We start from the raw sequence: 20,248 nt of genomic DNA on the forward strand, positions 1-20,248 counted from the left end.
TCGACTCCGGCGTTCGCCGACGGCCATCAATTTCGTTCCCGCGTCAATCGCGCAACAGCACGGCTTCTCGAACAGTTCGGCTCGAGCCCAAGACGAAGGCGAGTCCCAGCGCCACCAACAGCACGCCAAGCCAGGTAGCCGTCCAGCCCGGCCGGTCATCGGCCGCCTCGGCGATTGGAGAGACGACCGGCGCGGCCGGAGGCACGGAGACGGCAACAGCGTCGCTTGGGGCCGGTGCGGCTGCCAGAAGCGTCTTCTCGTCGAGCTGGCGCGGCGTGGGCTGGTCAGGCGCGGGTTGGTCGGTCGCCTGGTTGGCGACTGCGACGGGTGCCGCCGGCACGAAAGCCGCAGCGCCCGGGGCCTGACCGGGAGCAACGTCAACCACCTTGAACTCGGGCGCCGGCCGGGTCGGCTCAGACATTTCCGCCGGCGCGGAGCGCAGCATCTCGGCGCGCGCATCCATGACCGCCTCCCGCTTGCGCCGCGTGTCCTCGTTCTCCGCGGCAGCGACCCGAGCTTTCGCGGTGCGAACACGATCACGAACCTGCTTCACCGTCGCGGTCCCCTCGGCTGCCTGGAACCAGCATTTGCGGCCTCCCTCAGTGCGATAGACCCAGCGTTGACCGTCCGCCGTCGACGTACCGGGCCGCGGCAAGCACTCCCTTTCCTTTTCTGCCGGAGCGGGCTCAGCGGCTGTCTGGGGAGGAGAGGCACCGAACATTTCGGCAAGAGGACTCGAAGACGCAGAAGTCGGAAGGCTTGTGAGAAGGACGAAGGCGGCGATGCACAATCGCAAATGACCCGACATGGAAACTCCAGCGTTGCGCCCCACGCCGCACGAGCTTTGGCCGCGACATCGTTCACAATGCGGCTCAAATCTGGCAAGGCGGCGGATTCATTCTGGCTCCGCAAACGAGATTGCGGCTCGATCGGTCATTGCAGTTCGGTAAGTCACGTTGCTGACAGCAACGATGTCACGCGGAAGACGGCGAAGCAGATCGTTCTTGCGCGGTCGGCAAAGCTCTCATCGTGCTGCATCACATCGCGGATCGGCGAGGTACCCGAATTCGTGTCTGCCGCGAAAGTCCGCGATCGTTAAAAATCGAGCTTTCGGCTTAGCGCAGCCGTCAACTTTTGATTGTAAATCGCGTTCGTCGCCAATGACACGAGTCTGTCGATGACCTGCGGAATGATCGCGCGAACTGCCGTCGCACTGGCGGTGCTGACCATCTGGAATCAATCATCATCGGCCGACCCGCTTCGAAACTTCAGCGGCAACTGCCTCCTCATGGGCAATCTCAGCATTCCGGACGATCGCGCGTGCATGAGTGTCGCGACGGACGTCCCTGTTGGACAAAGCGACTTCTGTTTCCGCTCGGCGGCCGCGGCCGCGAGGCCGGTCCTTGAGATCGCTCTTTCCAGGATCAGATCCTCCTCCCGGCAAATTTGCCCACGAGCAGGTTCGGTCGCGGCGCAGCGAGTGCAGCAGGTGCTGCGATGACGCGGCGTTCCAGCCTGCGCCTGCTGGTGGGCGCCTGCATCCTTGCAGCGACCGGTGCTGCCGTCGCGGACGCGTTCGCTGAAACGCCGTCATGCTCGCCGGCGCTGGTCGAGACCGCAGCCGAGCTTGCAGGGACCAGCGCTGCGGTTGCGGACACGCCCGCTGAAGCGCCGTCATGCTCGCTGGCGCTGGTCGAGACCGCACCCGGGCAGGTCATAGCGCCCTGTTCGAAAATCATCGACGACGCCTCGACGTCGCCTGCCGATCGCGGACGCGCGCTGTTCACCCGCGGCAAGGGCTATCACAACACCAAGCGTTTCAATCTCGCCCGCCAGGACTATGATGCGGCGATCCCGCTGACGCCGACCAATGAAGAGCTGTTCGCGTCGCGTGCCAACATCGCCTTTCGCGCAAGACGCTGGCAGGAAGGCGTGAAGTTTCTGCAACAGGCACTCAAGCTCAATCCATCTAACGCTCACGTCCTTCGCATGGTCGGCTCGCAGTTGGAGATGTCCGGCGACCGGGAGCAGGCCCATCACTACTACACGCTGGCGCTGCAATCGGATCCGAACGAGGCTTATGCGCTGCTGTTCCGCAGCAAGAACAGCGTCCGACGGCTGCAATTCGACGAGGCCCTGAAGGACGCCGACGCACTGGTGGCAATGGCACCCGCCGCGATCAATCGCCAGGGATATCTCGACTGCAAGGGCGATCGGCTGGATTTCCATATCATTGCTCTGGACCACCGCGCCGACGTTCATGATGCGCTCGGCCGGCCCGATCGCGCCGAGCAGGACCTCACCGCGGCGATCACCTACAGCCGCTCCGCCCTGTCATTGGCCGCGCGGGGCAAGTACCTCGCCTACAAGCGCGGCCGCGACCAGGATGCCGCGTCAGACCTCGATGAGGCGATCTCCCTCGGCTCGGACGATTCGCGCGCCTTCCATGCCCGCGGCATGGTCTATGTCCTGCGTCGCCAATACGAGCCGGCATTCGCCGCCTTCGACCGCGCGCTGAAGCTCGACCCGCATTTTGCATCCGCCTTGCGCATGCGGGCGCGGATGTACCGGGAATTCGACAAGACCGAGCTCGCGGTCGCTGACATGCGCGATGCGGTCATGAACAGCCCGGCGGTGCTTGAGGAGACCATGCCGGCGCTGATGAAGGCCGGCTACTGGCGATCGCGCGAAGTCCCCAACGAAATGACGCCGGCGCTGGAAGATGCCATCCGTGCCTGCATGCTCGACAAGACTTGCAATTGAGCCGGGACATGTCTGGAAGAATCCTGTCTCACCTTGCGTTCGCCACGATCCTGATGGGAGCGCTGACCGTGCCTTGCCTGGCGGCCGATCGCATTGGAACCGCCGGCCCAATCAGAAGCTTCGGCGGCACGACATGCAGCGCCGGCATCGCGGCAATGATGCGAGGCGAATGCGATCCGCCGCTGGTGGATACCGCCCTCGCATTGGAGCAGCGCTCGCAGGCGCGGGTCGCGCGTGCCCGCGAACTGCTTTCAATCCCGCGGCTCACTGCCGCAATCGGCGAATTGGATACGGCTATTGCGGATGACCCGCGCAACAGCGCCGCCCTGCTGCTGCGGGGACGCCTCAAGATACAGGGGCGGCTCGACGAAGCCATCGCCGACATGGACCGTGTGTTGCAGCTCGATCCGGACAATTCCAATGCCCATGCCACGAAGGCCTTCGCTCTTCAGGGTCAGAACGACGAATGGGCCCTTGCCGAGGCGAGCAAGGCACTGGGAAATGATCCCAGGAATGCGGATGCGTTCTGGATCCGGGCCTCGGTGCTCGCACGCGTTGGCAAGTTGACCGAGGCCGAACAGGATTTGGACGCCGCCATCGCGCTGGAGCCGGACGTCTCGAGAACGCTGCTGCGGCGCGCCGGAATCCGCGCTCAAATGGGCAAGGCCGATGACGCGGTGCGCGATGCCTCCGCCGTGCTGGCGCTCGGCCCTGACATGATCGCGCTTCAGCTTCGCGCGGTCATTCGCGGACGATCCGGCGACTTTGCCGGCGCGATCGATGATCTCAACGCCATCCTGGGACCGCCGGAAGAGCCACGGGACGTGTCCGTCCTCCCCCATATGGTCGATCTGTATGTACAGCGGGCCCTTGCGCTGACGCGAACCGGACAGGTGGCGCACGCAAAGCGCGATCTTGATATGATGATCAAGCTCGGCGGACCGCGCGCCGTTCTGCAAATGCAGATCTATCTTCGCAATCACGGCTTCCCGGACCTGGCCCTGGACGGCAAGCGTTCCGACCAGTTCGACGACGCGCTGACGGCCTGCTTCATCAACGACGCCTGCGGCCGCGGCATCGCGATTCCGGGATAGCCGCGGGATCAGGCCCGGCTCTCAGCCGACGGACCCGGCGGTGCCGGGAAACCCGAATGCCCTCGGTGGCGCGCCCCCCCCCCGTTAACCCTTTGCTAACCATACACCGGGCAAAAATTGCCGGGTGAAGTCGAGTGTCGTCGGCCGCGTAAAACGGGAGGAACCCCGTGGACGCCAGTGCGGTGCCTCACTTTCGAACCGGCGGCCCGTCGGCCGCCGCGAAGACGTTTGGCGCCCGTGGGCGCCAGTCGCGGGGGGATGCGGCTACCATGGTCGATGTCACGGCAGGTCAGGGCGGCGCCGGCCCGAGCACCAAATTTCCGAGCCTTGGCGAAATCGGCGAGATCTTGAAGCGCGGCGATCTGGCGCTGGCGTTCGGCGTCCTGGTTATCCTGGTCGTCCTGATCCTGCCCCTGCCCTCGCTGGTGCTCGACCTGTTCCTGGCGATCTCGATCACGGTCTCGATCCTGATCCTGATGACCTCGCTGTTCATCCAGGCGCCGCTCGAATTCTCGGCGTTTCCGACCGTGCTGCTGATCTCGACCATGTTGCGGCTGTCGCTGAACATGGCCTCGACCCGGCTGATCCTCTCGCACGGCCATGAGGGCACCGCGGCCGCCGGCCACGTCATCGAGGCCTTCGGCAATTTCGTGATGTCAGGTAATTTCGTGATCGGAATTATCGTGTTCGCGATCCTGGTCATCGTGAACTTCGTCGTGATCACCAAGGGTTCGGGCCGCATCGCCGAAGTCGCCGCCCGCTTCCAATTGGACTCGATGCCCGGCAAGCAGATGGCGATCGACGCCGACCTCTCCGCCGGCCTGATCGACGAAAAGACCGCAAAGGAACGGCGCAAGGCGCTGGAAGACGAAAGCGGCTTCTTCGGCGCCATGGACGGCGCCTCGAAATTCGTCCGCGGCGACGCCATCGCGGGCCTTTTGATCGTTTTCATCAACATCGTCGGCGGCATCATCATCGGCGTGGCGCAGCAGGGCATGAGCTTCGGCGACGCCGCTCGCACCTATACCGTGCTGACCGTCGGCGACGGCCTCGTCACCCAGGTACCGGCGCTGATCGTCTCGACCGCGGCGGGCCTCCTCGTCTCCAAGGCCGGCATCACCGGTGCCGCCGACAAGGCGCTGATAAAGCAGCTCTCGGGCTATCCGCAGGCACTCGGCATGTCGGCCGGCGTGATGCTGGTGCTGGCGCTCTTGCCGGGAATTCCGATGCTGCCCTTCCTGGCGCTCGGCGGCGGCGCCGCCGCGCTGGCCTGGAAGGCGCGCAACCACAACAAGGTCGTCAAGGCACGGGAAGCGGCTGCCGCTGCCGCACCCGATGCCGCCGCCGCAGCCGCCCAGGCGACGGCCGAGGAGCCGATCGCCACCGCGCTCAAGATCGACGACCTCAAGATCGAGCTCGGTTACGCGCTGCTGCCGCTGGTCAACGGCCCTGACGGCACCGACCGCCTGACCGAGCAGATCAAGGCGCTGCGCCGCTCGCTGGCGATCGAGATGGGCTTTGTGATGCCGGCGGTGCGCATCCTCGACAACGTCCAACTCGAAGCCAACACCTACATCATCAAGATCAAGGAAGTGGATGCCGGCTCGGGCAAGATTTGGCCGAACCAGTTCATGGTCATGGACCCCGCCGGCAACCAGGTCGGCGTGCCCGGCATCCACACCGTCGAGCCGACCTTTGGCCTACCCGCCACCTGGGTCGACGCCGCGCTGAAGGAAGAGGCCTCGCTGAAGGGCTATACCGTGGTCGACGCTGCAACCGTGCTGTCGACCCATCTGACCGAGCTGCTCAAGAACAACATGAGCGACCTGCTGTCCTATGGCGAGGTGCAGAAGCTCCTCAAGGACCTGCCGAAGGAACAGGGCGAGCTGGTCAAGGACATCGTGCCGAGCCAGGTCACGGTATCAGGCATCCAGCGCGTACTCCAACTCTTGTTGGCCGAGCGCATCTCGATCCGCGACCTCTCGACCATCCTGGAAGGCATCGCCGATGCGCTCGCCTTCTCGCGCAACCCGGCGACCATGGTCGAGCATGTCCGTGCCCGCCTCGCCCGCCAGATCTGTGCACAGAATACCACATACAACGGCTACCTGCCCCTGATCGCGCTGTCGGCGCGCTGGGAGCAGGCGTTTGCGGAATCGATCGTAGGCCAAGGCGAAGAGCGCAGCCTCGCCATGCAACCCTCGAAGCTCTCCGAGTTCATGACCGCGGTCCGCAACGCCTTCGAACAGGCCGCCCGCGAGGGCGAGGCGCCGGTGCTGGTCACCTCGGCGGCGATCCGCCCGTTTGTCCGCTCGCTGGTCGAGCGCTTCCGCTCGCAGACCACCGTGCTGTCGCAGGCCGAAATCCATCCGCGCGCGCGGCTCAAGACCGTCGGAAGCGTGTAACGAAAGGGGCAAATCACCTTCGGAAAATCCCGAGGCCTTTTCGTCACATGCAACCGCTTTGTTAAAATCGGGAAAATCGGCCCTTTCCCCGGTCGCCGGCGCGATCGCCGCCATAACGCATTGCAACACATAAACAATTGTTCATTTTCGACCGCCGGACGTGACCCGCTAATCGCGGCCGTTCAAGTCTTTTCACCGCCTTGTGATCGGCTATTTGGAACGAACGCCCGGATTCTTACGTTCTCAGCACGCGAGACGTTGAACCCGCCCGTGGAGGCATTCCACCAATCCACACGCGGGAAGGCGGCAGGAGACTTCCATGAACCACTCGATCTACAGCGCAGATCGCACGACCCATCTCAAGATCGTGGTCGTGGCGCTCGTGGCAGGTATCGTGGTCGCCGGTTTCAGCATCTCGGCGCGCACCAGCTCGGATGAAGGTCTCACCCAGACCGCGAGCACGCGCGTGATGAAGGCCGGTAAGCCGGTCGTCATCACCAGCTCAAGCAACTCAATCGTTCGCTAGAGGAGACAGAAATTCACGGAATTCACGCGGCTCTTTACAGCCCCCCAAAGTCGCCACGTGGATATTTAAGACCCCAACTACCCCCAAGTTGACTGCGAAAACGCCCGCTCCCCACGGGCGTTTTCTTTTTGGGGGATGAACAACAGATGTCCGGTGGCGCACCCACCGACCTCATCCCGAGGAGCGGGCGAAGCCTGCGTCTCGAAGGATGGGCCGCGGGCGAGATAGAGGCCTTCATGGTTCGAGACGCGCGCAAGAGCGCGCTCCTTACCATGAGGGGAAGCCTCAGTGGGTGGGCACCAGCGCTACCGTGCCGGCACGGTCTCGATCAGCTTGCCGGTATAGATCGGCGCCGAGGTCGGCTGGCCCGTCGGCGAGCCGCCGGCCTGCTCGACGGTGACGGCATAGGTCGCGGCGTTGATCGTGCCGGCGTCGTAGCCGGCTAGCACGGGACGCGCGGTGAAATCGCTGCCGCCGATCACGCCTAGCGAGCGCGGTTGCGGCAGCTTGTCGGAGATCAGCCAGAGCTCAAAGCTCTTGCCGGGCTCGGCGCCGGCGCCGACTCTGCGGACCGTGAAATTCTTGGTCGCGGCGTCGATCGTCAGGATGAAAGCGGGCGAGCCGGCGTCGCGCTGCAACAGCGCGACATATTGCCCTGAGGCCAGCTGAGGCGGCGCCGGTACCTTCACCTCGACGGTCTGGATGCGCGGCTTCGGCCGCAGCGCTTCGGGCAACCGATCGGGCTGATAGACCTGCACCGCCAGGATGCCGACCAGCGCCGCGGCGACTGCGGTAGCGATGGAAGCGACATTGCGCCAGCGCCTGGCGCGGGCGTCCGACAATTGGATGATATTGGAATTGTCAGCGGTGGGCTGCGCCGCAGTTGGGGGGGCCGGCGCGACGGCTGCAGGCGCCTCAGCAGCTGGCGGCGCGTCAGCACCTGGCGGCGCCTGGGCCACCACAGGTTCAGCCGGCGGCTCAGGCGCTGATGGAGCCGGCGGCGTCTCGGGCAGCACCCGCGGCGCGCGTTGCTCGGTCGAATGGCCGATCGCGGCCTTGATGTTCTCCCACACGATCGGCCGCGGCTCGATCGAGCCGACCATCTGATTGAGGACACCAAGCCGGTGCTCCCACGCGTGGACGATCGCGGTGAATTCGCTATCTGCGGCCATCATGGTCTCGACCTGCGCGCGCTCGTCGGCATCGAGGGTGCCGAGTGCGTATTCCGCGGCGAGCGCGATATGGTCTTCGCTATGGGCCATCGTTCAAGATCCGGGCCGCTACAGCCCGAGACACTCCCTTATTTCCATCATGCTGCGGCGCAGCCACGTCTTCACCGTATTCACCGGCGTCTCGAACTTGGCGGCAAGCTGTTCGCGGCTCCAGCCGTTGTAATAGGCGAGCAGCACGAGCTTCTGCCGGTCCGGCTCAAGACGGCCGACGCATTCCAGCAACCGCTTCAACTCTTCCGTCATCTCGCGCCGCGCCAAGGGATCGGGCGAATCGGCCGCCACTTCCATGGCGGCGGGCTCCTCCTCGATCGAGCTTTCGCTCTTCTTGCGCACCACGTCGATCGCCCGGTTGCGCGCGATCGACGCCATCCACGTAATCGGCGAAGACAGGGCCGGATTGAACTGGCCGGCGCTGTTCCAGATCTTGACGTAGGCTTCCTGAATGACCTCCTCCGCAAGGTCCTGACGCCGCAAGATACGGAGCACGACGCCGAAGAGTTTCGCGCGCGTGGCGCCGTAAAGGCGCTCAAAAGCGGCCTGATCCCCCTTCGCCACCGCGGCAATCAGCCAGACCAGCTCCGCTGGCGTCAGCATTCAGTGTCCCCCAAATCGATCATTCACCCGCGTCTTACGCCGGAGCTGTCGAGAAGTTTCGTACCATACCCTGCGTCACAGGAGGCACCAAGTCGCCCGTTTCAGCCCCATTGGCAAACGAAAAACCCGGACCTTGCGGCCCGGGTTACGGTCTTTGGCGGATGAAGGCGGTAGGGTCAGGCGACGCCCAGGCGGGCGCGCATCAGGCCAATCGAATCCATGTCGGCCTGCTCCCTCGCGCTCTCCTCGGCGCGCTCGCGCGCCTGGTCGCGCTCGTCGAGCAGCTCGACCTTCTTCAATTCCTCGAACGCCTCGCTGAGCAGGCTCTTGGCGTCTTCGAGCTGGATGCGCAGTTCGTCGGCGGAGCGGGTCAGGTTCTCGCGGCGCTGGATCGCGGCCTTGGCGTAGGTCGGATAGGCGAAGTGGGAGGGATCGTTGATGCCGGCCCGCTCCTGCTCGGTCTGGATTTCGCGCTCGAGATCGACCGACATGCGCTGGAAGTCGGCGATCATGCCTTCGATCTGGGTAACCCTTCGGCGCTTCTCGTCGACCTGAAACTTCTTCAGGCGGATCAGCGTTTCTCGTGACTTCATCGACTCATACTCCCCAGAAGTCCCAATCTGAACGCGGGACGGAGCCGGCTCCCCCGGGGGGCCCCACCGGCGTCGTTAATCGTATGCCGGGGATGATGGCCTGACAAAGTTAGCGTTCCGTTTCCAAATTGCCGAGGATTAGCGCCAATTGGCGATAGCCGTCATGGAGGGTCGATTTCTCATCCTTGGCCTGGCGCAAAAAAGCTTCCAGTGGCTCGTGCAGCTTGACGGCCTCGTCGACTTCCGGACTGGACCCCGCGCGGTAGGCGCCCAGGCGGATCAGCTCTTCCATGTCGGCGTAGGTCGCCATCACCTGCCGGGCCCGCGTGAGTACGGGCAAGTAGGCCGGATCGGCCGCACGCGGCATGGTGCGAGAGACCGACTTGAGAATGTTGATGGCGGGAAACCGTCCGCGCTCCGCAATCGAGCGTTGCATCACAATATGGCCGTCCAGAATGCCGCGGACCGCGTCGGCAATCGGCTCGTTATGATCGTCGCCGTCGACCAGCACCGTGAAGATGCCGGTGATGGTTCCACTGCCGGTGCCGGGCCCCGCCCGCTCCAACAGCTTCGGCAGCTCGGTGAACACCGTCGGCGTGTAGCCCTTGGCTGTCGGTGGCTCGCCGGCCGACAGCCCGATCTCGCGCTGCGCCATCGCAAAGCGCGTGACCGAGTCCATCAGGCACAGTACGTCCCTATCCTCGTCGCGGAAATATTCTGATATCGCCAGCGTCAGATACGCCGCCTGCCGCCGCATCAGCGCCGGCTCGTCCGACGTCGCGACCACCACAACGGAACGCGCCAGACCCTCCTCGCCGAGATCCTCCTGCAGGAACTCCTGCACCTCGCGGCCGCGTTCGCCGATCAGGCCGATGACAGTAATGTCGGCATCGACATTGCGTGCCAGCATCGACAGCAGCACCGATTTGCCGACGCCGGAACCGGCGAAGATGCCGAGTCGCTGGCCGCGGCAGCAGGTCAGGAAGGTATTGAGCGCGCGCACCCCGAGATCGAGCGGCGCGCCGACGCGCTTGCGCGAATGCGCCGGCGGCGGCGCATTGCGATAGGGCATCGGCGATGGCCCCTGCACCAGCGGGCCCTTGCCGTCGATCGGCTCCCCCATGGCATTGATGACGCGGCCGAGCCAGGCTGGCGACGGCCGCACCTGGCTGGCCGCCGTGGCGATGACCGCGCGGCAACCGCGCCGGACGCCGTCGAGCCCGCCGAACGGCATGACCACCGCGTTGCTGCCGGAGAAGCCGATGACCTCGGCGGGGATGAAACGGTTGCCACCGGTGTCGATCACGATGCGGGCGCCGACCGACATCGCATGGATCGGCCCGGCGATCTCGACCATCAGGCCGCGAACGCCCACAACACGGCCATATATATTGACGCCGTCGATATCGCCGATCTGCTCCGCGAGGGCCTTCATTGCGGAAACCTTAAGTTTCCGCACTTTAAGAAACCGCGCTTAACCTCGTGTTTACCCGCATCATTAATCATTGCGTCACTGTCTTTGGTGACTGAGAGCGCTTGCCATCAGAAGATGGCTAAACGCGGGAGTCGGTTAGGCCCGTCTCTTAATCTGGAACCTGAGTGGGCATTGTGGAGAAAAGCTGCTTCCGAGCAACATCTTAGGGCGATTCGCTAAAAATTGCACTTAAAGAGCTTGCGAACCGGAATCAGATTTTGTTAACCATATGTCTGTCAGGATCCGAATCAGTTGTTAAAGGCGTTTTGAGTGCCGCAAGTGCGGCCGACCTGACGCCCGGAGCGGCGGACTAAAGGGGACTGGCATGCGCGTTTTGCTGATAGAAGATGACAGCGCCGTCGCGCAGTCGATCGAATTGATGCTGAAATCCGAGAGTTTCAACGTCTATACGACGGACCTCGGGGAAGAAGGCGTCGATCTAGGCAAGCTTTACGACTACGACATTATTCTTCTCGACCTCAATCTGCCCGACATGTCCGGTTACGACGTGCTCAAGCAGCTGCGGGTCTCCAAGATCAAGACTCCCATCCTGATCCTCTCCGGTCTCGCCGGCATCGAGGACAAGGTCAAGGGTCTCGGCGTCGGCGCCGACGACTACATGACCAAACCCTTCCACAAGGACGAACTGGTTGCTCGCATCCACGCGATCGTGCGCCGTTCCAAGGGTCACGCCCAGTCGGTCATCCAGACCGGCGACCTCGTGGTCAATCTCGACACCAAGACGGTCGAGGTCGGCGGCCAGCGCGTGCACCTGACCGGCAAGGAATACCAGATGCTGGAGCTGCTCTCGCTCCGCAAGGGAACCACTCTCACCAAGGAAATGTTCCTCAACCACCTCTATGGCGGCATGGACGAGCCCGAGCTGAAGATCATCGATGTCTTCATCTGCAAACTGCGCAAGAAGCTGGCCAACGCCTCCGAAGGCCGCAACTTCATCGAGACCGTGTGGGGCCGCGGCTACGTGCTGCGCGAGCCGCACGAGGCGGACGAGCGAATCCCCGCCTGACACCAGGGTTTACGGCGAGCCGCACGGCTCACTCCTCCCGACTGGACCCCGCCCGAAACGGCGGGGTTTTTGTTTGGGATTGAACCCCCCGCCCCGGTGCACCGACTGACAGATCGTGCGAACCTGCCGGAACGCACGAGTTGGGGCGAGTTCAATGATCCTGCAATCGCTTGCCGGGCTGCCGGCGTTTCTGGTCTATTTCTGCACGGCCATCGTTGCCGTCGTGGCCTATCTCTTCGTCTATACCCGCATCACGGCGCATAACGAGTTCGATCTGATCCGCGCCAACGAGCCGGCGGCGGCCATCGCGCTGGGGCTGAGCCTGATCGGCTTCGTGCTGCCGCTGGTCAGCGCCATCACCCATTCGGCCAATGTCTGGGATTGCCTGATCTGGGCAGCGATCGCGCTGATCGTGCAGATCATCGTCTATTACCTCGTCAGGGTTCCAGTTCCGAAGCTGTCGGAGCGGATCGCCTCGGGCGAGCTCGCCGCGGCGATCTGGCTCGGGCTGTCCTCGCTCGCCGCCGGCGCGCTGAACGCCGCCTGCATGGTGTACTGACATGGGCGATGAGAATATGGGCGACAAACCAGTCCAGGACTTCGGCAAGCGCAAGCAGGCCTCGGTGCCGGATTCGCCTCGTCCCCTACCGCCGCCCTCCAAGCGCTCGGGCCACGTCGCCTTATTGCTGATGGGTACGCTAGCCGTCGGCACCACCGCCTACACGCTGATGCCGAGCCGCACGTGCGAGCAGCCATCGAATACGTATGCGGGGCCTCCGACGCAGAACGCGGCGGAATGCTCCTCGCGCAGTTCTTCCTCGAGCCACAGCAGCGGCTCCAGCGGCTCCGGATCGTCGTCGCGCAGCAGCTATTACGGCAGCGACTCCTCCTCCAGTTCCTCGTCGAGCCATTCCTCCTACGATTCCGGCTCGCACGCGGCGCAGCGCGGCGGCTTCGGCTCGTTCGGGCATGCCATCGGCTTCTCGGGCGGCTAACGTTCATGCAGCGGATCGAGTGTCCCGAACGCGACGACTGGCGCACCACCGCCGAAGGCGTCGGCTTTGTCTTTCACACCATCAATGGCGAACGCTATTGGGACGAGCGGGCCTATTACGGCTTCACGCTGAACGAGATCGAGCGGCGGATCGAAGGACCGACCGGCGAGATCGATGCAATGTGCCTCGAATTGGTCGGCCGCGTCGTCAAGGATGACAAATATCTGCGCCGGTTGAAGATCCCTGAAGCCTTCTGGCCGCTGATCGCCGAGAGCTGGCGCCGCAGGGATCCCAGCCTCTATGGCCGCCTCGACCTGAGCTATGACGGCTGGAGCCCCGCAAAACTCCTCGAATACAACGCGGATACGCCGACCTCGCTGTTCGAAGCGGCGGTCTTTCAATGGACCTGGCTCGAGCAGGCGATGGAACGTGCCATCATCCCGAAGCGCGCCGACCAGTTCAATTCGATCCACGACCGCCTGATCGAGGCCTGGAAGAAGCATGGCGGCGGAAAGCGCCTTCATCTCGCCGGCATGCTCGATAACCCCGAGGACGCAGGCACGCTGGCCTATCTGGAGGACACCGCGCGCCAGGCCGGATTGCAGACCACGCCGCTCGACATCAAGGACATCGGGCTCGATAGCAACGGCCGCTTCGTCGATCTCGACGACACCGTCATCAAGCTCGCCTTCAAGCTCTATCCCTGGGAATGGATGTTCCACGACAGCTTCGGCGAAAAAATCGCGCCCGCGCCAACGCGCTGGATCGAGCCGCCATGGAAGGCGATCCTCTCCAACAAGGGCATCCTTCCCTTGCTGTGGGAGATGTTTCCAAAACATCCCAATCTGCTGCCGGCCTATTTCGAGGACGATCCGAAGGCGTCCATGCTCGGCTCCTCCTTCGTGCGCAAGCCGCTCTATTCGCGCGAGGGCGCCAATGTCGCACTCGTCAGTGCCGGCACCACGCTGGCGGAGCAAGAGGGTCCCTATGGTGCGGAGGGATTCATCCGCCAGGCCTTTGCGCCGTTACCAAGCTTCACCGACCAATACGCGGTGCTCGGAAGCTGGCTGGTCGATGGCACGCCATGCGGCATGTCGATCCGCGAGGATGTGAACCCGATCACCGGCAACACGTCGCGTTTCCTGCCGCACGCGATCGTTTAGCCTATATGTGTTTCGCGATCATCCGGCCGAGCGCTGCGGCCGCGAGCAGGCCGATATAGGCTGGAGCACCCATCAGGATCGCCGCCAGCGGCAACATCCCCGCATCGCCACTCACGGGGCGGACAAGCATGATGCCGGCACACAATCCGCCGAGCATTCCAAGCGGTTGCCCGAAAAGCCTGCCCTCGGACAGCATTCCGCCGACGAATTGCGCCAGCAACATCACGGGAACGCCGACTTGCCAGAACAAGGGGATATCCCATGCCTCGCGTATCCGAAACGGCGCGTGGGAATTCGTCAGCCACGGCCAAAGCGAACACAGCGTCCATACGGCAAAGCCGATAAACGCCAGCACGAGTCCGGACAGCCAGGAAGAGCGAAGCGCCAGTGCGGCCCGGGGCATCGCCGTACGACCTCTTACAGTGCCGAAGCAACCGCCCTCAAGGTTTGCGGCACCATGGTGGATGCCCCAACCCGTATCACCGGCGCAATGTTCGGACGATAGAGTCCGCGCCGCTCCGGATAGGGCTTGAAGGTGTTGGTGATGCCGACCACGGATTCGGCCGCGCCCAGCGCCAGCACGCCGTCCGGCTCCATCATCCGGGACAGCCGCTCGAAGATATTGGCCTTGGTGGGCTGGTCGAAATAGATCAGCACGTTGCGGCAGAAGATGATGTCGAACACGCCGAGATGGGAGAAGTCCTGCAGCAGATTGAGCTGACGGTGCTGCACCATGCTGCGCAGCTCGGCATTGATCTGCCAGAGCTCGCCGTTCTGGGTGAAATACTTCACCAGCAGCTGAATCGGCAATCCGCGCTGCACCTCGAACTGGCTGAAGATGCCGGCCCTGGATTTCTCCAGCACCGCCTGCGACAGGTCGGTCGCGACGATCTCGGTGCGCCAGCCCGCCAGCAGCGGCCCGGCTTCCTTCAGGCACATGGCGATTGAATACGGCTCCTGCCCGGTGGAGGAAGCCGCGCACCAGATGCGTAAGGAGCGGCGGGCGGCGCGCGCCTGCGCCATCGCCGGAAGTATAGTCTCGCGCAGATGATCGAACGGAATCTTGTCGCGGAAAAAGAACGTCTCGTTGGTGGTCATGGCTTCGACCACCTCCGCCGTCACCGCTTCGGCACCGCCTCTCATCTTGGCGACGAGTTCGGGAATGCCCGGCAGGCTCGCCTTGCGCGCGAGCGGCAGCAGCCGGCTTTCCACCAGATACTGCTTGTCGGCAGAGAGATCGAGCCCGGAGCGCTCTTTCAGAAGCTTACGCAGATACTCATAGTCTGAAGGCGTCACGAACGATCTCCCGAAAACAACCGAACCAGTTTGGGCGCGATCTGATTAAGTGGCAGGACCGCCGCGCAGATACCTGCATTGGCCGCCGCGCCCGGCATTCCCCAGACCACGCTTGTCGCCTCGTCCTGGGCAATCACGCTGCCGCCAGCCGCGACGATCTCCTTGCCGCCGCGCATGCCGTCCGAGCCCATGCCGGTGAGAATCACCGACATGATGCCGCCCTGCCAGACGTCGATGGCGGAGTTGAACAGCGGGTCCACCGCAGGCTTGCAGAAATTCACCGGCGGCCCGTCGTCGAGCGCGATCGCCGCATCAGCGCCGTGGCGCACGACGCGCATGTGGCGGCCGCCCGGCGCAAGATAGATGCGGCCCGGCTTGACCACTTCGCCGTCGACCGCCTCATGCGCGGGCCGGCGGCTCGCGCGGCCCAGATGCTCGGCGAGAATCGTGGTGAAGGTCGGCGGCATGTGCTGGGTGATCAGCACCGGAAAACGATCGATCACCGGGCCGATGTCGGCAACCAGCGTCATCAGGGCCTGCGGACCGCCGGTCGACGAGCCGATCAGCAGCACGCGCGGCGCCAGCATGCTGAACGGACGGCGCGCCAATGGCAGGTGTGCGACCGGCGCCGCGGCGGGCTGCGGCGAAACTTCGCGCACCCGGTCAGGGACCGGCGCCGGAGACGGACTGGCGGCAGGTGATGCACGACGGCGCGCCCGCGCGCCGAGATGCCGTATCTTCTGGATCAGATCGTGGTGGAAGGTCTCGGCGGCGGTCGCCTCGCGCGTGCTTTCCGGCTTCGGAATGTAGTCGGCCGCGCCGAGCGACAGCGCCTTGAAGCTGATCTCCGCGTTGCGGCGGGTCAGCGTCGAGGCCATGATGATGACGAGGTCGCGCTTTTTCGCCAGCAGTTGCGGCAACGCCGAAATGCCGTCGAGTTCCGGCATTTCGATATCGAGCACGGCGACGTCGGGCTTGATGCGCTCGATCTGGTTGACGGCGTCGAGGCCGGTCCGCAAGGAGGCCGAGACCTCCATGTCGGGCTCGGCGCCGATCCATCGCGAGATCATGCCGCGAATCACGACGGAGTCGTCGACCACCATGACACGCAGCTTGTCCTGCCGTGTCGAGACTGGTGGGGGAGACCTCGTTAACGCAACACTCATTACTTCACCCGACCCAACTCAAGCGGCACACTTACAAAAACAACGCCGAAGGCCGTTGAGCCGCCGGGACTACACGCGCGAGATCAGAGCAGGCCCACTTCCTGGAACTTCGCGGTGACGATGTCCTTGTCGAACGGCTTCATGATGTACTCGTTCGCCCCGGCATGCAGCGCGCGTGCGATGTGCGCGACGTCGTTTTCGGTGGTGCAGAACACCACCTTGGGGGCGTCGCCACCGGGCATACGGCGCAGATTGCCGAGGAACTCGTACCCGTCCATTACGGGCATGTTCCAGTCGAGCAGCACGGCCTCGGGCATCGCGCGCTTGCAGACTTCAAGCGCCTTCGCGCCGTCCTCGGCTTCGACGATCTGAAAGTCGAGACCTTCGAGAATTCGCCGCGCGACCTTGCGGATGACGCTGGAGTCATCGACGACCAGACAGGTTTTCATTTGGGCCTCCACTTGCACCAGTTCCCAACAGGGATGTTTCACTCAAGGTTCGATTTTCACGCCGCCATCATGTCGGGCGCGAGTTCGAGAACGCGATCGACGTCGAGCACGACCATCAACTGACCGTCGAGACGGTGCACGCCGCCGGCGAGCTTGGCCATGCGCGGGTCGAGATTGACAGGGTTTTCCTCGCAGCTCGCTTCAGGCAGCCGCAGCACCTCGCCGATCTGGTCGATCAAGAGCCCGTAGGACTCGCCACGCAGGTCGACGCCGACCGCCATCGGCGGCTTGCCGTCGTCGTTCCTGGGCAGGCCAAGCCGGGCCCGCATGTCGACCACGGTGACGATGCGGCCGCGCAGGTTGAGCACGCCGGCGATCTCGCTCGATGCCAGCGGCACCCGCGTCAGCCGCTCCGGCATGAACACATCCTGCACCCGCGAGATCGGCAGGCCGAACAATTGCCCGCCAATCATGGCCGTGACGTACTCGACCACAGCGCCTTCGATGGTCTCGGTCTTGGTTGTCATGATCGTTATTCCTTACGCCGTCCGGCTGAACGTGTTCATGCCGCCTTCCGCGTCTCGGCGGTCTGTTCCTTCAGCGCCGCGATCAGGCCGGGGCGGTCGAACTTGGCGACATAGTCGTGGAAGCCGGCCTGCCGGCCGCGCTCGATCGCCGCCGGCGAGACCAGCGAGGACAGCGCGATGATCGGCATCTGGCTCAGATTGTTGTCGGCGCGGATCGTCTCGGCGAACTCGAAGCCGTTCATGTCGGGCATCTCGATGTCGGTCAGCACCACGTCGAAGCTCTGGTTGGAGCGCAGTGCGGCGAGGCCCTCCTGCGCGTTGACGGCGACCCGCACCTTGTAGCCGGCGGCTTTCAGCACCGGCGCCAGCATGTTGCGGAAGAAGGCGCTGTCGTCGACCAAGAGCACCGACTGCGCGGTCGAGGACGCCCGCATCTCCTTGCGCGAGAACCAGTCGGCAAACGCCATCGGCAGGAAGTGGCCGACGTCGATCACCTCGGTGGCCTGGCCCTTGATCACGGCCGAGCCCAGAATGCCGTCGGCCTGGCCGGCGACCTCGATGTGCAGCCGCTCCTCGACGATGTCGATAATCTCGTCGACCACCAGCCCCATCGAGCGGCCGTCGTCGGCGAACACCAGGATCGGCTGCGAGCCCTGGGTCTGAACGCTGACGCCGTTCATCTGCACCAGCGGCATCAGCTGGTCGCGGTACTGCACCATGTAGCGGCCGTTGGAGAGCTCGATCTTGTCGGTCGCGATCTCCTCCAGGCGGGTGACGAGGCCGAGCGGCACCGCCTTGGGCTGGTTCGAGCCGGCGCGGAACACGAGCAGCGAGGTGAGCTGCTCGCCGCCGATCGCATGCGCGGCGGAGGCCTCATCGGCCATCTCATGGGCCGAGGCCCCGGAGGCGCCGAGCGCTTTGGCAATGCCGTTGGGGTCGATGATCATGATGACCGCGCCATCGCCCAAAATGGTGTTGCCGGAGAACATGTCGATGTGCCGCAGTTTGGTCGACATCGGCTTGACGACGATTTCTTCGGTGTGGAACACGCCGTCGACGACGATGCCGAAGGTCTGGCTGCCGACTTGCGTGACCACGATGAAGCCGTTCTCGGGATCGGACGAGGAGCCGTCGTCGATCTTCAAGAGCTTCTTCAGGTGCATCAGCGGCAGCAGCTTGTTGCGCAGCCTTAAGACCGCGGTGTCCTTGATGCGCTCGATGCGGTGCTCGGAGTTGGCGCGGGCGCGGACCAGCTCGACCACGGACAATTGCGGAATCGCAAAGCGGTCGCCGCCGGCCTCCACGATCAGGGCCGAGACGATCGCGAGCGTCAGCGGGATCTTGATGGTGACCGAAGAGCCCTCGCCGGCGACGCTCTTGATGTCGATGGTGCCGCCGATCTGGTCGATATTGGTGCGCACCACGTCCATGCCGACGCCGCGGCCGGACACCGAGGTGACGGTCGCCGCGGTCGAGAAGCCCGGCGCGAAGATGAACTTGTGGATCTGGGCCTCGGTCATCTTCTCCAGCTCGGCCTCGGTGACGAGACCGTTCTGCAGCGCCTTGGCCTTGATCCGCTCGGTGTTGAGCCCGCGGCCATTGTCGGCGATGCAGATGATGATGTGGCCGCCCTCATGATAGGCGGACAGCCGGATGGTGCCCTGCTCGCCCTTGCCGGCAGCGAGCCGCTCAGCCGGGGTCTCCAGGCCGTGGTCGGCGGAGTTGCGCACCATGTGCGTCAAGGGATCCTTGATCAGATCGAGCACCTGGCGGTCGAGCTCGGTGTCGGCGCCGTGCATCTCCAATTCGATCTGCTTGCCGAGTTCGCCGGAGAGGTCGCGGACGATGCGCGGCAGCTTCTGCCAGGCATTGCCGATCGGCTGCATGCGCGTCTTCATGACGCCTTCCTGCAGCTCGGCGGTGACGTTGGAGAGCCGCTGCAGCGGCACCTTGAACTCGGTGTCCTCGTTGCGGCGGGAGATTTCCAGCAGCTGGTTGCGGGTCAAGACCAGCTCGGAGACCATCGTCATCAGGTGTTCGAGGGTGTCGACATTGACGCGGATCGACTGGTTGGCGATCTTGTCGGCGACCTCGCCGTCGGCTTCCACCGCCGTGGCGCGCTTGGCGGGTTTGGCCTTTTCCTTTGCAGCTTCCTTGATGGTTTCCGGCGCGGGCGCCGCCTTGGCGACCGGGGCCGGCGCAGGCGCGACTTCGGTCTCGGTCTCGCGGAAGGCGCGTTCGAGATCGTCGAGCGAGACTTCGCCCGGACGCAAGGGGCGCTCCAGCACCTGCTCGACCAACGTGCCCTTGGTCATGGTGGGCGCAACCGGCGGGGCTTCAACCACCGGGACGGGCGCGGGCGGCGGCACCGCGTGCGCCTCGGCGGCGTGGCCGCCCTCAGCCATCGCATGCAATTGCTCGATCAGGTCTTCGTCGGTGCCTTCGGGCTCGGCCTCGGTGGCTTCCAGGCCGGCGAGGATTTCCTTGATGCGGTCGATGCTCGACAGGATCAGCGTCACGGCCTCGGCCTTGACCGGCATGCCGTCGCGGAATTTGCCCATCAAGGTCTCGCCGGCATGGGCCAGCGCTTCCAGCCGCGGCAGCCCCAAAAAGCCGCAGGTGCCCTTGATGGTGTGGACCAGGCGGAAGATGTTATCCAGAATCTTCGCGTCGCTCGGATCCTGCTCGAACCGGACCAACTGATTATCGACCGTATCCAGGCTCTCGCTGGTCTCGGTCAGAAACTCCCGCAACAGGTCATCCATGAAACTGGCCTTCGTACGCACCGGCACGCGACATCGACGCGCCTTACGGAACGAGGCCAGCTTCCATGCAAAGCGTTTAATATTGGTTGAGCAAATGGAAAAGAACGGGATCAACAAAGAGATAAGCGGCAGAAATACAATCTGCCGCTTTTTCTCAACCGTTGATTAACCATATTTGC

At 64.1% G+C, this 20,248-nt stretch carries 20 protein-coding genes; 9 read left to right on the forward strand and 11 right to left on the reverse strand.

From position 1 onward, the window contains the following. Window positions 1–43: 43 nt before the first annotated feature. A complete protein-coding gene (locus QA643_RS33730) occupies window positions 44–655 on the reverse strand; it encodes a hypothetical protein (RefSeq protein WP_283029966.1) in 612 nt (203 codons plus the stop codon). A gap of 522 nt (window positions 656–1,177) precedes the next feature. Here QA643_RS33730 and QA643_RS33735 point away from each other — a divergent pair. The 5 genes from QA643_RS33735 to QA643_RS33755 all read left to right on the forward strand — a co-directional run bounded on the left by QA643_RS33735 (window position 1,178) and on the right by QA643_RS33755 (window position 6,788). After that, on the forward strand, window positions 1,178–1,501 hold the full coding sequence (locus QA643_RS33735; protein ID WP_283029967.1) for a hypothetical protein: 324 nt from the start codon (window positions 1,178–1,180) through the stop codon (window positions 1,499–1,501). After that, window positions 1,498–2,763, forward strand: coding sequence for a tetratricopeptide repeat protein (locus QA643_RS33740; protein WP_283029968.1), 1,266 nt, complete (start codon window positions 1,498–1,500; stop codon window positions 2,761–2,763). The genes QA643_RS33735 and QA643_RS33740 overlap by 4 nt, the downstream gene beginning before the upstream one ends. Before the next feature lie 203 nt (window positions 2,764–2,966). Then, the gene (locus tag QA643_RS33745) at window positions 2,967–3,857 is read left to right on the forward strand and encodes a tetratricopeptide repeat protein (protein ID WP_283029969.1); all 891 of its coding nucleotides are present in this window, start codon (window positions 2,967–2,969) and stop codon (window positions 3,855–3,857) included. Window positions 3,858–4,024: 167 nt separating this feature from the next. After that, window positions 4,025–6,262, forward strand: a complete 2,238-nt coding sequence (gene flhA / locus QA643_RS33750; RefSeq protein WP_283029970.1) for a flagellar biosynthesis protein FlhA — start codon at window positions 4,025–4,027, stop codon at window positions 6,260–6,262. A gap of 319 nt (window positions 6,263–6,581) precedes the next feature. Then, window positions 6,582–6,788: a hypothetical protein gene (locus QA643_RS33755; protein WP_283029971.1), complete on the forward strand. Its 207-nt coding sequence runs from the start codon at window positions 6,582–6,584 to the stop codon at window positions 6,786–6,788. Window positions 6,789–7,093: 305 nt separating this feature from the next. On the opposite strand, the gene QA643_RS33760 is transcribed toward QA643_RS33755, so the two are convergent. From QA643_RS33760 to fliI, 4 genes are all read right to left on the reverse strand, one after another. Continuing rightward, on the reverse strand, window positions 7,094–8,050 hold the full coding sequence (locus QA643_RS33760) for an anti-sigma factor (RefSeq protein ID WP_283029972.1): 957 nt from the start codon (window positions 8,048–8,050) through the stop codon (window positions 7,094–7,096). 18 nt (window positions 8,051–8,068) lie between these two features. After that, window positions 8,069–8,614, reverse strand: a complete 546-nt coding sequence (locus QA643_RS33765) for a sigma-70 family RNA polymerase sigma factor (RefSeq protein WP_283029973.1) — start codon at window positions 8,612–8,614, stop codon at window positions 8,069–8,071. A 176-nt stretch (window positions 8,615–8,790) separates the two neighbouring features. Continuing rightward, window positions 8,791–9,207, reverse strand: a complete 417-nt coding sequence (gene fliJ / locus QA643_RS33770; protein ID WP_057842912.1) for a flagellar export protein FliJ — start codon at window positions 9,205–9,207, stop codon at window positions 8,791–8,793. Window positions 9,208–9,316: 109 nt separating this feature from the next. Continuing rightward, window positions 9,317–10,642, reverse strand: a complete 1,326-nt coding sequence (fliI, locus tag QA643_RS33775; protein WP_283029974.1) for a flagellar protein export ATPase FliI — start codon at window positions 10,640–10,642, stop codon at window positions 9,317–9,319. Window positions 10,643–11,006: 364 nt separating this feature from the next. On the opposite strand from fliI, the gene ctrA reads away from it, so the two are divergent. From ctrA to QA643_RS33795, 4 genes are all read left to right on the forward strand, one after another. Continuing rightward, the gene (gene ctrA, locus QA643_RS33780; RefSeq protein WP_016848562.1) at window positions 11,007–11,708 is read left to right on the forward strand and encodes a response regulator transcription factor CtrA; all 702 of its coding nucleotides are present in this window, start codon (window positions 11,007–11,009) and stop codon (window positions 11,706–11,708) included. Between the two features lie 154 nt (window positions 11,709–11,862). Further along, entirely contained in the window at window positions 11,863–12,267 is a 405-nt protein-coding gene (locus QA643_RS33785) for a DUF350 domain-containing protein (RefSeq protein ID WP_283029975.1), read from the forward strand. Window positions 12,268–12,283: 16 nt separating this feature from the next. Beyond that, window positions 12,284–12,703 (forward strand): hypothetical protein, encoded by a 420-nt coding sequence (locus QA643_RS33790; RefSeq protein WP_283029976.1) that lies wholly within the window; start codon window positions 12,284–12,286, stop codon window positions 12,701–12,703. Between the two features lie 5 nt (window positions 12,704–12,708). After that, window positions 12,709–13,866 (forward strand): glutathionylspermidine synthase family protein, encoded by a 1,158-nt coding sequence (locus tag QA643_RS33795; RefSeq protein WP_283029977.1) that lies wholly within the window; start codon window positions 12,709–12,711, stop codon window positions 13,864–13,866. Between the two features lies 1 nt (window position 13,867). On the opposite strand, the gene QA643_RS33800 is transcribed toward QA643_RS33795, so the two are convergent. The 6 genes from QA643_RS33800 to QA643_RS33825 all read right to left on the reverse strand — a co-directional run bounded on the left by QA643_RS33800 (window position 13,868) and on the right by QA643_RS33825 (window position 20,069). Beyond that, entirely contained in the window at window positions 13,868–14,221 is a 354-nt protein-coding gene (locus tag QA643_RS33800) for a hypothetical protein (protein WP_283029978.1), read from the reverse strand. Between the two features lie 62 nt (window positions 14,222–14,283). Further along, complete coding sequence (locus QA643_RS33805) at window positions 14,284–15,162, reverse strand: protein-glutamate O-methyltransferase CheR (RefSeq protein WP_283029979.1); 879 nt, start codon at window positions 15,160–15,162, stop codon at window positions 14,284–14,286. Continuing rightward, window positions 15,159–16,328 (reverse strand): chemotaxis response regulator protein-glutamate methylesterase, encoded by a 1,170-nt coding sequence (locus QA643_RS33810; RefSeq protein ID WP_283029980.1) that lies wholly within the window; start codon window positions 16,326–16,328, stop codon window positions 15,159–15,161. The genes QA643_RS33805 and QA643_RS33810 overlap by 4 nt, the downstream gene beginning before the upstream one ends. Before the next feature lie 83 nt (window positions 16,329–16,411). Beyond that, window positions 16,412–16,777 (reverse strand): response regulator, encoded by a 366-nt coding sequence (locus tag QA643_RS33815; protein ID WP_283029981.1) that lies wholly within the window; start codon window positions 16,775–16,777, stop codon window positions 16,412–16,414. Between the two features lie 56 nt (window positions 16,778–16,833). After that, window positions 16,834–17,304 (reverse strand): chemotaxis protein CheW, encoded by a 471-nt coding sequence (locus tag QA643_RS33820; RefSeq protein WP_283029982.1) that lies wholly within the window; start codon window positions 17,302–17,304, stop codon window positions 16,834–16,836. Window positions 17,305–17,339: 35 nt separating this feature from the next. After that, on the reverse strand, window positions 17,340–20,069 hold the full coding sequence (locus QA643_RS33825) for a hybrid sensor histidine kinase/response regulator (RefSeq protein WP_283029983.1): 2,730 nt from the start codon (window positions 20,067–20,069) through the stop codon (window positions 17,340–17,342). Between the last annotated feature and the right edge of the window lie 179 nt (window positions 20,070–20,248).

Origin of the sequence: Bradyrhizobium sp. CB3481, from assembly GCF_029714305.1 — a bacterium.
Taxonomy (GTDB): Bacteria; Pseudomonadota; Alphaproteobacteria; order Rhizobiales; family Xanthobacteraceae; genus Bradyrhizobium.